General features: G+C 65.4%; 9 protein-coding genes. All 9 read left to right on the top strand.

All coding sequences use genetic code 11. The features are described 5' to 3' along the window. Positions 1-71 precede the first annotated feature (71 nt). The 9 genes from ACO2Q9_RS06215 (at position 72) to psrA (ending at position 13,161) form a co-directional block, all read left to right on the top strand. Positions 72-704, top strand: coding sequence for a TRAP transporter small permease subunit (locus ACO2Q9_RS06215; RefSeq protein WP_423309359.1), 633 nt, complete (start codon positions 72-74; stop codon positions 702-704). Then, a complete protein-coding gene (locus tag ACO2Q9_RS06220; RefSeq protein ID WP_423309361.1) occupies positions 701-2,668 on the top strand; it encodes a TRAP transporter large permease subunit in 1,968 nt (655 codons plus the stop codon). The genes ACO2Q9_RS06215 and ACO2Q9_RS06220 overlap by 4 nt, the downstream gene beginning before the upstream one ends. Positions 2,669-2,749: 81 nt before the next feature. Continuing rightward, complete coding sequence (icmF, locus tag ACO2Q9_RS06225; RefSeq protein WP_423309363.1) at positions 2,750-6,043, top strand: fused isobutyryl-CoA mutase/GTPase IcmF; 3,294 nt, start codon at positions 2,750-2,752, stop codon at positions 6,041-6,043. A 133-nt stretch (positions 6,044-6,176) separates the two neighbouring features. Further along, positions 6,177-8,243 carry a DUF6600 domain-containing protein gene (locus tag ACO2Q9_RS06230; RefSeq protein WP_423309365.1) on the top strand — a complete coding sequence of 689 codons (2,067 nt, stop codon included), beginning with the start codon at positions 6,177-6,179 and terminating at the stop codon, positions 8,241-8,243. 88 nt (positions 8,244-8,331) lie between these two features. Next, positions 8,332-9,255 (top strand): diacylglycerol/lipid kinase family protein, encoded by a 924-nt coding sequence (locus ACO2Q9_RS06235; RefSeq protein ID WP_423309367.1) that lies wholly within the window; start codon positions 8,332-8,334, stop codon positions 9,253-9,255. 101 nt (positions 9,256-9,356) lie between these two features. Next, complete coding sequence (gene phnC / locus ACO2Q9_RS06240; RefSeq protein ID WP_423309369.1) at positions 9,357-10,166, top strand: phosphonate ABC transporter ATP-binding protein; 810 nt, start codon at positions 9,357-9,359, stop codon at positions 10,164-10,166. 43 nt (positions 10,167-10,209) lie between these two features. Beyond that, entirely contained in the window at positions 10,210-11,169 is a 960-nt protein-coding gene (gene phnD / locus ACO2Q9_RS06245) for a phosphonate ABC transporter substrate-binding protein (RefSeq protein WP_423309371.1), read from the top strand. Between the two features lie 27 nt (positions 11,170-11,196). Then, a complete protein-coding gene (gene phnE / locus ACO2Q9_RS06250) occupies positions 11,197-12,009 on the top strand; it encodes a phosphonate ABC transporter, permease protein PhnE (RefSeq protein ID WP_423309373.1) in 813 nt (270 codons plus the stop codon). A gap of 24 nt (positions 12,010-12,033) precedes the next feature. Then, the gene (gene psrA / locus ACO2Q9_RS06255) at positions 12,034-13,161 is read left to right on the top strand and encodes an iron-containing alcohol dehydrogenase PsrA (protein WP_423309375.1); all 1,128 of its coding nucleotides are present in this window, start codon (positions 12,034-12,036) and stop codon (positions 13,159-13,161) included. Positions 13,162-13,164 lie beyond the last annotated feature (3 nt).

The raw sequence follows: 13,164 nt of genomic DNA on the forward strand, positions 1-13,164 counted from the left end.
GGCTGCGCATTCGTACAGCCGCCCTTTTTGTTGTACCTGCTGTAACCCAGTCCCTGGGCGGAAAAAACGACATGCAAAAAGTCCTGCTTGCGGTGGACCGTCTGTCCACATGGCTCGGGCAGCTGTTCTCCTGGGTCATCGTGGCCCTGACGCTGCTGATTTCGTGGGAGGTCTTCTCCCGCTACGTCCTCAATCACCCGCATGCATGGGCGCTGGACGTGCAGATCATGCTGTACGGCACGCTGTTCATGACGGCAGGCGCCTATACGCTTTCCAAGAACGGGCACGTGCGTGGCGACGTGCTCTATGGCTTTTTCCGGCCGCGCACGCAGGCCGCCCTGGACCTGACGCTCTATATCCTGTTCTTCCTGCCGGGCGTGATCGCAATGACCTGGGCAGGCTGGAATTTCTTCGTCGATTCGGTTGCGATCCGTGAGCAGACCTTCTCTGCCGAGGCGCTGCCGATCTATCCGTTCAAGTTCATCATCCCGCTCTCGGCGGCCATCCTGCTGCTGCAGGGTTGCGTCGAGATCGTCCGTTGCGTGCTGTGCCTCAAGCTCGGTGAATGGCCGTCGCGCGAGCAGGACGTGGAAGAAGTCGACGTCGACAAGCTCAAGGCCATGGTCAACGTGAAGGACGAGGACATCGCCGCGCTGGACCGCGTGGTCGGGCAGAAAGAACTGCGCGCGGAGGCACGGTCATGAAGATCCGCAAGGAACTCTGGTTCGGCTTCACGCTGATGGGGCTCATCGTGGCGGCCGCCATCTTCATGCTGGTGAGCGTGCCCCAGATCACCAACGGCCACATCGGCCTGCTGATGCTGTCGCTGGTCGTCGTGGCGATCATGCTGGGCTTTCCCACCGCATTCACGCTGATGGGCATGGGCATGATCTTCACCTGGCTCGCCTATGACCGGGACATCACCAAGACGCTCGACCTGATGGTGCAGTCGGCCTTCAAGGTGATGGGCAACGACGTGCTGATCTCCATCCCGTTGTTCGTCTTCATGGGTTATCTGGTCGAGCGCGCGAACCTCATCGAGTCGCTGTTCAGGAGCATCCATCTTGCGCTGGTGCGCTTGCCGGGCGCACTCGCCGTCGCCACGCTGGTGACCTGCACGATCTTCGCGACGGCCACCGGCATCGTCGGCGCCGTGGTCACGCTGATGGGCCTGCTCGCATTGCCGACCATGCTGCGCGCGGGTTACAGCGTGCAGATGTCGGCGGGCGCCATCACGGCCGGCGGATGCCTGGGCATCCTGATCCCGCCCTCGGTGTTGCTGATCGTCTATGGTGCGACAGCCGGCGTGTCGGTGGTGCAGCTGTATGCAGGCGCGTTCTTCCCGGGCCTCATGCTCGCGGGTCTGTACATCCTCTATGTGATCCTGATCGCGAAACTGCGGCCGTCGACGGCGCCGCCGCTCCCGGAGTCGGAACGTTTCGTGCCGTTGCCACCGCTCACCGAGAAGATCGCGCCGTCGCACAGTGCGCGTGCGCTGCCTGCGCTGCTCTCGGCCATCAAGGGCCGACGCAACCATGAAGTGCCGATGGGTCACCTGTTCAAGCAATTGCTCATCGTGCTGCTGCCAGCCATCGTGTTCGTGCTCATGGCACTCTGGGCCCACTCGGCGTTCACGCACGTAGAGGTCGAGGAAGAAGTGGCGATGGCGCGCATGGGCGAAGAGCCGTCTCCCATGACCGAGCGCAGCAGCGGTGGACTGCAGGAGCCGCCTGCCGGGCAGGACGGCGGACTGGCCGAGCCGCCGTCCGAAGACGCGAAGGATGATGCGCTGAAGGAACCGCCCTCCGACGAGCCGAAGGAAGCCGCCGCGTCCGCCGCCGCGGGCAGCGTGCAGGAGCCCCCCGATGCCGTTCGCGACATGCCGGCTGCGAAAGAAGCGCCTCCTGCCGAGCGCGCCGCGCCCACCGGCTACTGGATCGGTGTCGGTGCCGGGGCGATCTCGCTGCTGGTGTTCTACGCACTCCTGAGCTTCACGCGGCTCGAAGTCTTCAAGATGCTGCTGTCGAGTTTCTTCCCGCTCGTCATCCTGATTGCCGCCGTGCTCGGCTCGATCGTGCTCGGCCTCGCGACACCCACCGAGGCGGCCGCCGTCGGCGCGCTGGGCGGTGCGCTGCTCGCCGCGGCATACCGTCGGCTGAATTTCGCGGTCGTGAAGGAATCGGTTTTCCTCACTGCGAAAACGTCCGCCATGGTGTGCTGGCTGTTCGTCGGCTCCGCGATCTTCTCGGCCGCATTCGCCCTGCTCGGCGGGCAGGATCTGGTGGAGAAGTGGGTGCTGTCGATGGACCTCACGCCGGTGCAGTTCCTCGTCCTCGCGCAGGTCATCATCTTCCTGCTCGGCTGGCCGCTGGAGTGGACCGAGATCATCGTGATCTTCATGCCGATCTTCATCCCGCTGCTGGACAACTTCGGCATCGACCCGCTGTTCTTCGGGCTGCTGGTGGCGCTGAACCTGCAGACGGCCTTCCTCTCGCCACCGGTGGCGATGGCTGCGTTCTACCTGAAGGGGGTGAGCCCGCCGCATGTGACGCTCAACCAGATCTTCCTCGGGATGCTGCCGTTCATGGGCATCCAGATCGTCGCGATCGTGCTGCTTTACATCTTCCCGCAGATCGGACTCTGGCTTCCCCAGGTGCTGTACAAGTAGTAATATTGACGTTTACGTAAACGTCAACCTTCCCCGGCCTGCGCGAGCACTGCAGGCCGGCGGCGGTGCAGGAGACAGGCCATGACCGATCTGGCAGCGGAGTACCAGGCTCTCGCGAACTATCGCCCCACGAACAAGGTGCGCTTCGTCACCGCGGCCAGCCTGTTCGACGGGCACGACGCGGCCATCAACATCATGCGGCGCATCCTGCAGGGCATGGGCGCGGAGGTCATCCACCTCGGGCACAACCGCAGCGTGGACGAAGTGGTCACGGCCGCATTGCAGGAAGATGCGCAGGGCATCGCGATCAGCAGCTACCAGGGCGGGCACGTCGAGTACTTCAAGTACATGGTGGACCTGCTCAAACAACGCGGCGGCGCGCACATCCAGGTGTTCGGCGGTGGCGGCGGGGTGATCGTGCCGCCGGAAATCCGCGAACTGCACGCCTACGGCGTCGCGCGCATCTACAGTCCGGAGGACGGCCAGCGCATGGGCCTGCAGGGCATGATCGGCGAGATGGTGATGCGCTGCGACAAGGACCTGTCGCCGCATGCGCCGACGGACCTGGCCCACATCCGGGGCCATGGCGAATCGAACTGGCGCGCGCTGGCGCAACTCATCACGGTGCTCGAATCGGGCAAGGCCGATGCCGCGCTGGTGGAAAGCCTGCGCAAGGAGGCTTCGGCGCTGCGCACGCCGGTGCTCGGCATCACCGGCACGGGCGGTGCGGGCAAGTCGTCGCTGACCGACGAGCTCATCCGCCGGCTTCGGCTCGACCAGGACGACGCGCTGCGCGTCGCCGTGATCTCCATCGACCCGTCCCGCCGCAAGAGCGGCGGTGCGTTGCTCGGCGACCGCATCCGCATGAATGCCATCTCGCCGTGGAGCGCCGGTCCGCGCGTCTTCATGCGGTCACTCGCCACACGCGACTTCGGCAGCGAGATCAGCGCGGCATTGCCCGACGTGGTGGCCGCCGCCAAGGTCGCGGGTTTCGACCTCGTCATCGTCGAGACGTCCGGCATCGGCCAGGGCGATGCGGCCATCGTGCCGCATGTGGACGTGCCGCTTTATGTGATGACGCCGGAGTTCGGGGCGGCCAGCCAGCTCGAAAAGATCGACATGCTCGACTTCGCGGAGTTCGTGGCCATCAACAAGTTCGACCGCAAGGGCGCATCCGACGCGCTGCGTGACGTGGCCAAACAGGTGCAGCGCAACCGCGAAGCGTTCACGAAGCGCCCCGAAGAGATGCCGGTGTTCGGCACCATGGCCGCACGCTTCAACGACGACGGCGTCACCGCGCTCTACCAGGCGCTGCGCGTGCGACTCGCCGGGCTCGGTCTGAAGCTGTCCGAAGGCCGTCTACCCACGGTGGACGTGCGCCATAGCAGCAACCAGACACCGATCGTCCCGCCTGCGCGCACGCGGTATCTCGCCGAAATCAGCGACACGGTGCGCGGCTACAAGAAGCGTGCTCGCGCGCAGGCGAAGCTCGCACGTGAAATCCAACAGCTCAAGGCGGCCGCCGTGATGCTCAAGGAAGGCAAACCGGATCGCGCCCCCGCCGCCGAAGCCGTACTCGACCTGGCCGCACACCGCAAGGCCCGGCTCGACGCCGATGCGCGCGAACTGCTGGCCAACTGGCCCGACATGCAGAAGGCGTATTCGGGCGATGAGTTCGTCGTGAAGGTGCGCGACAAGGAAATCCGCACCGCGCTCACCACACGTTCGCTCTCGGGCACGGTGATCCGCAAGGTCGCACTGCCGCCCTACGAAGACGACGGCGAAATCCTCAAGTGGCTGATGCTGGACAACGTGCCGGGCAGCTACCCCTACACCGCCGGCACCTTCGCTTTCAAGCGCGAGGGTGAAGACCCCACGCGCATGTTCGCCGGCGAAGGCGATGCGTTCCGCACCAATACGCGCTTCAAGCTGCTGTCCGAAGGCATGGCGGCCAAGCGCCTGTCCACCGCGTTCGATTCGGTCACGCTGTACGGCAACGACCCGGATCTGCGCCCGGACATCTACGGCAAGATCGGCAACTCGGGCGTGTCCATCGCCACGCTGGACGACATGAAGGTGCTCTACAGCGGCTTCGACCTCTGCCAACCGAGCACCAGCGTGTCGATGACGATCAATGGCCCGGCCCCCAGCATCCTCGCGATGTTCATGAACACGGCCATCGACCAGAACCTTGACAGGTTCAGGGCCGAAAAGGGCCGCGAGCCGACGGCCGAAGAAGCCGCCGACATCCGCCAATGGGTCCAGGCCAATGTGCGCGGCACCGTGCAGGCCGACATCCTGAAGGAAGACCAGGGGCAGAACACCTGCATCTTCTCGACCGAGTTCAGCCTGAAGGTGATGGGCGACATCGCGCAGTACTTCGTGCAGCACAACGTGCGCAACTTCTACTCGGTGTCGATCAGCGGCTATCACATCGCCGAGGCGGGCGCGAACCCGATCAGCCAGCTCGCGTTCACACTCTCCAACGGTTTCACGTTCGTCGAGGCGTACCTCGCGCGCGGCATGCACATCGACGACTTCGCGCCGAATCTCTCCTTCTTCTTCAGCAACGGCATGGACCCGGAATACACGGTGATGGGTCGCGTGGCGCGCCGGATCTGGGCCGTGGCGATGAAGGAGAAGTACGGCGCGAACGAACGCAGTCAGAAGCTCAAGTACCACATCCAGACCTCGGGCCGAAGCCTGCATGCGCAGGAGATCCAGTTCAACGACATCCGCACCACGCTGCAGGCGCTGATCGCGATCTACGACAACTGCAATTCACTGCACACCAACGCGTTCGACGAAGCCATCACCACGCCGACCGAAGACAGCGTGCGCCGCGCGATGGCCATCCAGCTCATCATCAACCGCGAATGGGGTCTGGCGAAGAACGAGAACCCCAATCAGGGCGCATTCATCATCGAAGAGCTGACGGAACTGGTGGAGGAAGCGGTGCTGGCCGAGTTCGAGCGCATCGCAGAACGCGGCGGCGTGCTCGGCTCGATGGAGACCGGCTACCAACGCGGCCGCATCCAGGACGAGAGCATGCACTACGAGATGCTCAAGCACACGGGTGAGTTGCCGATCATCGGCGTCAACACCTTCCGCAATCCGCACGGCGACACGGTGGCAGAGAAGCTGGAACTCGCCCGCTCCACCGACGACGAGAAGCAGAGCCAGCTCAAGCGCTTGCACGACTTCCACGCCCGCCACGCCGACGAGGCGCCAGCGATGCTGCAGCGGCTTCAGCAGACCGTCATCGAGAACGGCAATGTGTTCGAGGTGCTGATGGACGCAGTACGCGTGTGCTCGCTCGGCCAGATCACGAATGCGCTGTTCGAGGTCGGCGGACAGTACCGGCGCAACATGTAGGCACACCCGCGTTGCCGCCACCGCTCAAATTACAGGCGGTTGCAAAAATAAGCGGGGACTTCACTTTCTTTGCGTCGCAGCGCGAACCCGGAGGAGGGCTGGTGCGTTCTCATTCACAGTAAGGAGACAAACCATGTCCTCACCGATGAATATCAACCCGTTCCGCCTCACCCGGCTTGCCCTGATGACCGCCATGCTGGGCGTCACCGCGCTCGCCCCGGCCCACGCGCAGGTGGCCACAACGACGGCGACTGCCAACGCCGAAATCGATCCGCCCGGCCGCGTGGCGCGCATCGGCTATTTCGACAACAGCGTGAGCTTCCTGCCCGCCGGCTCGCAGGAATGGGAATCGGCGATGCTGAACCGCCCCATCATCGCGGGTGACCAGCTGTCCACGGACGCCGGCGCGCGCGCAGAGATGCATGTGGGCTCCACGGCGCTGCGCCTGGGCCCGCAGACGCACGCAAGCTTCAGCCGGTTGGACGACAACGAGGCTTTCATCACCGTTCAACAGGGCACACTCAGCTTGCGCGTTCGCCAGCTGTTTCCCGGTGAGCATCTGGAGGTCAACACGCCGAACGTCGCCCTCAGCATCACGCAGCCCGGCGAATACCGTGTCGACGTGAACGCCGCAGGCGGCACCACCCGCGTGACGGTGCCTTCCGGCGGTGGTGTGCTGTATGGTGAAGGCGGGCAGACCGTGACCATCGGCTCACCTCAGCAACTGACGTTCGCCGGACGCGCGCTCGCACAGGTGAGCGCGCAGAACGCTGCGCCACGCGACGCCTTCGACCAGTGGACGATGGTGCGCGACCGCCAGGAAGACCAATCCATTTCCGCGCGCTACGTCTCGCGCGAGGTCGTCGGCTACCAGCAACTCGACGCGTACGGCGACTGGTCGACCGACGCCACCTACGGCAACATCTGGTACCCGCGCGTGACCGTCGCCAACTGGGCGCCGTACCGCTACGGCCAATGGCGCTATGTCGCGCCCTGGGGCTGGACCTGGGTCGACGACGCGCCCTGGGGTTTTGCACCGTCGCACTACGGCCGCTGGACACAGGTCGGTCCGCGCTGGGGCTGGGTGCCGGGCCCCATCGCACCCCGGCCGGTCTATGCGCCCGCCCTCGTGGCCTTCATCGGCGGCTCGAGCGGTGGCGTGAACTGGAATGTGTCGATCGGCGGCGGCGGTGGCCCGGGCGTGGGCTGGTTCCCGCTCGCCCCCGGCGAAGCGTACCGGCCTGCGTACCGTGCGAGCCCGCGCTATGTGACCAACATCAATCGCACGATCGTGGTGAACAACAACGTCACCAACGTGTACCGGTTCAACCGGCCTGAAACCGTGACGGCCGTTCCACGTGACGCGTTCCAGCGCGGCCGGCCCACGGGCGGCCTCTACCAGCGCATCGCACAGGCAGACCTGGATCGCGGACGCGTGGTGGATCGACCCGACGCCCGCCCCGATCCGCGTAACGCGTGGAACGACCGCAATGGCGATGGGCGGCCGGACAACAGACCTGATGGCCGCAACGACGACAGCGTCGCGGAACAGATCCGCCGCCGCCAGCAGGAAGCACTGCGCGGAGACAACCGCGAACGCGACAACATGACCTGGGAACAGCGCCAGCAACTGCAGAACCGCCGCGACCAGGAGCGCAATGCCATCGCAGAGCAACAGCAACGCACCCTGCAGGACGGTGCCCGTCGCCAGCAGCAGGAACAGGAAGAGCGCGTGCGCCGCCAGCAGGTGGAGCAACAGCAGCGTGTGACGCAGCAACAGCGCGAACAACAGGAGCGTGTGCAGCGACAACAGCAGGAGCAGCAGCAACGCGCCCAGCAACAGCAGATGGGCATGCAGGAGCGCATCCAGCGCCAGCAGGCCGAGCAGGCGGAACAGCAACGTCGTGCGCAGCAGCAGCGAGCCCAGCAACAGATGCAGCAACAGCGCGAGGCGCAACAGCGGGACAACCAGCAACGCGAGTTTCAGCAGCGCGCCCAACGCCAGCAGATGGAGCAGCAGGAGCGTGCGCAGCAACAGCAGCGGCAGATGCAGGAGCAGCGCCAGTCCCAGGAACGCCAGCGCCAGCAACAGGCCGAGAACGAGGCACGCGGCCGGGGGCAGTTCAATGGACAACAGGGTGGCCCGCCGCAGAAGCCGATGCGCCCGGGCATGCGCCCTGGAGACAACGACCGTTCCTGACCTGCGCGCATTTGCGCCGGCGTCCCGGGCGACGCATCCGGGATGATGCCGAGGCGGCCAAGTCGTTGCACGTGATCTACTGCGGGCCATGCCCGCGACGCTGCTCGTCCTCAATCCCAACGCCGCCGGTGGGCGTGCCGCGCGTCTCGCGCCGCTGCTGCAGCAGTGGCTGGCGCAGCATTCACCCGACACGGGATTCATTTCCGACGGCACCATCGTCCATGCACGCGAACGCATTGCGGCCCTGCCCCGCGGTTCGCGCATCGCCATCGCCGGGGGTGACGGCACCATCCATCAGTTCCTCCAGGTCCTGCATGACGGGGGGCATGTGCTGGGTGTGGTGCCTGCGGGCAGCGGCAACGACATGGCGCGCGCGCTCGGCGTGTTCGGCATGTCGTGGGAGCCTGCGCTTCAGCATGCCCTGAAGGGCGCAGCCTCGGCCATGGATCTCGGTCAGGCCGACTGGACCCGCACTGACGGCACGCAAGGCCGCGCAATCTTTGCATCCAGCCTCACCGCCGGCTTCGATTCGTCGGTGGTGCTGCGCACACAGCAGGGACCGCAATGGCTGTACGGCCTGCCGCGCTACCTGCTCGCCACGCTGCGCGAGCTGGCGCAGCTGCGCAACTGGCACTTGTGTGTGCAATCCGGCGGGCGCACCCTGCATGACGACCCCGCCCTTTTCTGTTCCACGCTCAACACACCCACTTTCGGCAGCGGCATGCCCGCAGTGCCGCATGCACGCATCGACGACGGCTTGCTCGACCTGCTTGTTGCAGGCCGGTTCGGCCGCCTGCCGACCCTGCTCATGCTTCCACGCCTGCTCGCAGGCTGGCACCTGGGGCATGCACGCGTGCAGACACATGCGCTGCAGGAACTGACGATCGACAGCGTGGACGCGCATGCACCTGTGCCGCTGGCCGCGGACGGCGAGTACCTGGGCGAGGCGCAGCAGGTTCAAATCCGCTGCCTTCCCCGCGCCCTCTCCGTCGTCCGCAAGGGTTTCCCCTGAAGCTTCCGTGACAGTGGCGTGACCCGCCTCATCTGTCACGAAATCGCCATATTGGCCGTCCAGAATCGCGCCCAGTTTCAAAACAGGCAAGAGGGGCTCCGATGGCGATCGCCGCAGTGGAGGTAACAGCGTTGAGCAAGTCGTTCCATGCGCGGCGCAAAGCGCTGGACGACGTATCGCTGCGCATCGCGCCGGGCGAGATGGTCGCATTGATCGGCGCGTCGGGCTCGGGCAAGTCGACGCTGCTGCGGCACCTGTCGGGCTTCGTCGCGGCGGAGCAGGGCGACATCGCCATCTTCGGCCGCACGGTCCAGCGCAACGGCCGCATCTCTTCCGAAGTGCGCGCCATCCGTTCGGACCTCGGCTTCGTCTTCCAGCAGTTCAACCTGGTCGGCCGCCTGCCAGTCATCACCAACGTGCTCACCGGCGCGCTGTTCCGCATGCCGCTGTGGCGCAGCCTGCTGATGCGCTTCGGCGTCGCGGAGACGCAGTCCGCGCTCGACGCGCTCGCATCGGTGGGGCTGCGTGAGCAGGCATGGCAACGCGCGAGCACGCTGTCCGGCGGCCAGCAGCAACGCGTGGCGCTGGCGCGCACGCTGGTGCAGAAGGCCCGCATCATCCTGGCCGACGAGCCCATCGCATCGCTCGACCCCGAGTCCGCGCGCAACGTGATGGACATCCTCGCGCGCATGAACCGCGAAGGCGGCCAGACGGTGCTGGTCTCGCTGCACCAGGTGGAGATGGCGCTTCGCTACTGCCCGCGCACCATCGCGCTGAACGGGGGCCGCGTCGTGTACGACGGCCCATCTTCCGCGCTCACGCCCGCGATGCTGCGCGAGCTCTACGGCACTGCCGTGGACGAGCTGTTCGCATCGCCCGAACCATTGCCGCATCTCGCACTGGCTGCCTGATTCCAGTTTCCGCAACGACCCCGAATCCTCAACAGGAGCACACATGAAACGCAAACTCGCCGCGCTGCTGGGCGCCGTCACGCTCGCGCTGGGCGCCGCACAGGCCATGGCCCAGGAAATCAACTTCGGCATCATCGCCACCGACTCCGCCGCCGCGCAGAAGGACAAGTGGCAACCGCTGTTCGACGACATGCAGAAGCAGACGGGCCTGAAGATCAACGGCTTCTACGCACCCGACTACAACGGCGTGATCGAAGCCATGCGCTTCAACAAGGTGCAGGTCGCGTGGTACGGCAACAAGGCCGCCATCGAAGCCGTGGACCGCAGCAACGGCGAAGTGTTCGCACAGGTGATGTTCGCCGACGGCAGCATGGGCTACAAGTCGCTGCTGATCGCGCACAAGGACAGCCCGGTCAAGTCGCTCGAAGACATGCTGAAGAGCGGCAAGCAGTACACCTTCGGCAACGGCGACCCCAACTCCACGTCCGGCAACCTGGTGCCCAGCTACTACGTGTTCGCGCAGAACAAGATCGACCCGACCGCGCACTTCAAGGCCGTGCGCGCCGGTAGCCACGGCGCCAACATGATGGCCGTCCTGAACCGCCAGCTCGACGTCGCCACCAACAACACCGAAGAGTGGGACCGCCTGAAGGCACGTCAACCCGAAAAGATCAACGACCTGCGCGTCATCTGGACTTCGCCGTTGATTCCCTCGGACCCGCTGGTCTGGCGCAAGGACCTCTCGCCCGAAGTCAAGAACAAGATCAAGACCTTCCTCACCACGTACGGCAAGGACGACCGCGAGAAGGCCGTGCTGAAGAACATCTACAACTACGGCGGCTTCAAGGCGTCGAGCGACCTGCAGCTGATTCCCATCCGCCAGCTGGAACTCTTCCGCGACCGCACCAAGGTTGAAGCCAACGCGAACCTGAACGCCACCGAGAAGACGGCCAAGCTCGCCGAGATCGACGCCGAACTCGCGTCGCTCAAGAAGCAGCAGTGAGCCCGCCGTAGCAGCACCGAAGCCAGCATGATGTCCGCCTCTGCCAATCCGACCCTCACTCCGGCGACGCTGCCCTCGGCACCACCACGCACGACGCTGGTCACGGCCTTCATGTGGGCAGGTGCGCTGGCCCTGCTCGGCTGGTCGTGGCAAGGCGCGGACATGCGGCCGCTGGACCTGTGGCGCGATTCGGCGAACATGCGCACATACCTCGCCGACTTCTTCCCGCCCAACTTCTCGGACTGGCGCATCTACCTGCGCGAGATGATCGTCACGCTGCACGTCGCCGTCTGGGGCACCGTGCTCGCCGTCATCTGCGCCGTGCCGATGGGCCTGCTCTCCTCGCACAACATCGTGCCGGCCTGGGTCTACCAGCCGGTGCGCCGCATGATGGACGCATGCCGCGCCATCAACGAGATGGTGTTCGCGATGCTGTTCATCGTCGCCGTGGGGCTCGGGCCTTTCGCCGGCGTACTCGCACTGTGGGTGCACACCACCGGCACGCTCGCCAAGCTTTTTTCCGAAGCGGTCGAAGCCATCGATCCGCGTCCGGTCGAGGGCGTGCGCGCCACCGGGGCAAATGCACTGGAAGAAATCGTCTACGGCGTCATCCCGCAGGTGTTGCCTCTGTGGATTTCGTACACGCTCTACCGCTTCGAATCGAACGTACGCTCCGCTTCGGTGGTGGGCATGGTCGGTGCGGGTGGCATCGGCGTCGTGCTGTATGAAGTCATCCGCGGCTTCCAGTACGCCGAGACCTGCGCGGTGATGATCATCATCGTCGTCTGCGTGACGCTGCTGGACATGATGTCGGCACGCGTGCGCAAGTGGGCGATCTGAAGCGCAACGTCTGACAAGCCGGACATGCGTATTCCCGGTTATCACAACCCGGTCCACATCCACATGGGAGCGGGCGCTCTCGCGTCGCTGGGAGCGCTCGTGCAGCATCGCACGGCAATGCTCGTCACGTTTCCCGAAGCACGCGGGCTGGGCTTGATCTCGCGCGTCGAAGCAGCACTCGGCAAGCCGCTGGCCGGCGTGATCGACCAAGTGCAGCCCAACCCCGACGTCATGGAACTCGCACCGATGTACGACGCGTTCTGGCGCGATCACGGCGACACGGAGGTCCTGCTCGCGGTGGGTGGTGGCAGTGCGATCGACACCGCCAAGGCGCTGATGACATCCACCGCTGAAGGTGGCTTCGATGCCCTGCTGGCAGGACTGCGCGGGCAACAGCCCTTGCGTGCGGCCCGCGCCAAGACCCTGATCGCGATTCCGACAACGGCGGGCACGGGCAGCGAAGTCACTCCGTGGGCCACGGTATGGGACCGCGCGGAACGACTGAAGTACTCGCTGCACCTGCCCGAGACCTGGCCGGCGCATGCGGTCATCGACGCGGAGCTGATGCTGTCGTTGCCTGCGTCGGTGACGCTGTCGAGCGCACTCGATGCCCTGTCGCATGCACTCGAGGCGATCTGGAACGTGAACGCCAATCCGCTGTCCGACACGTTTGCTGTCGCCGCCGTCCATGACGTGCTCGACGTGCTTCCGTTGCTCATGGAGCAACCACAGCGACTGGAGCTTCGCGAGCGCATGGCACTCGCCGCGCTGCGCGCGGGCATGGCGTTCTCCAACACACGCACGGCCCTCGCGCATTCGATTTCCTACGAGATGACCTTGCACCACGGCCTGCCACACGGCATCGCCTGCTCGTTCACGCTGCCGATGGTGCTGTCACGCGCACTGGGGCATGACGTCGGGCGTGACAGCGTATTGACGCAAGCGCTTGCGCCACTGATCGAGGCAAATGCCACCGGCTCGTCGCGCGACTTGCCCGCGGCCCTGGCAACCTTCATGGAAAGCCTGGGCGTGAAGACACGCTTTGCCGACTACGGCGTGAGCGACGATGACGCGGAACGGATGGTGGCGCACGCGATGCAGGGTGCACGCGGCCGCAACTTCATCGCCGCCGGACCTGTCGCGGCGAATTGACAC

The sequence above is a fragment of the Variovorax sp. VNK109 genome, from assembly GCF_049445855.1.
In the GTDB taxonomy this organism is placed as follows: Bacteria; Pseudomonadota; Gammaproteobacteria; order Burkholderiales; family Burkholderiaceae_C; genus JAGOCV01.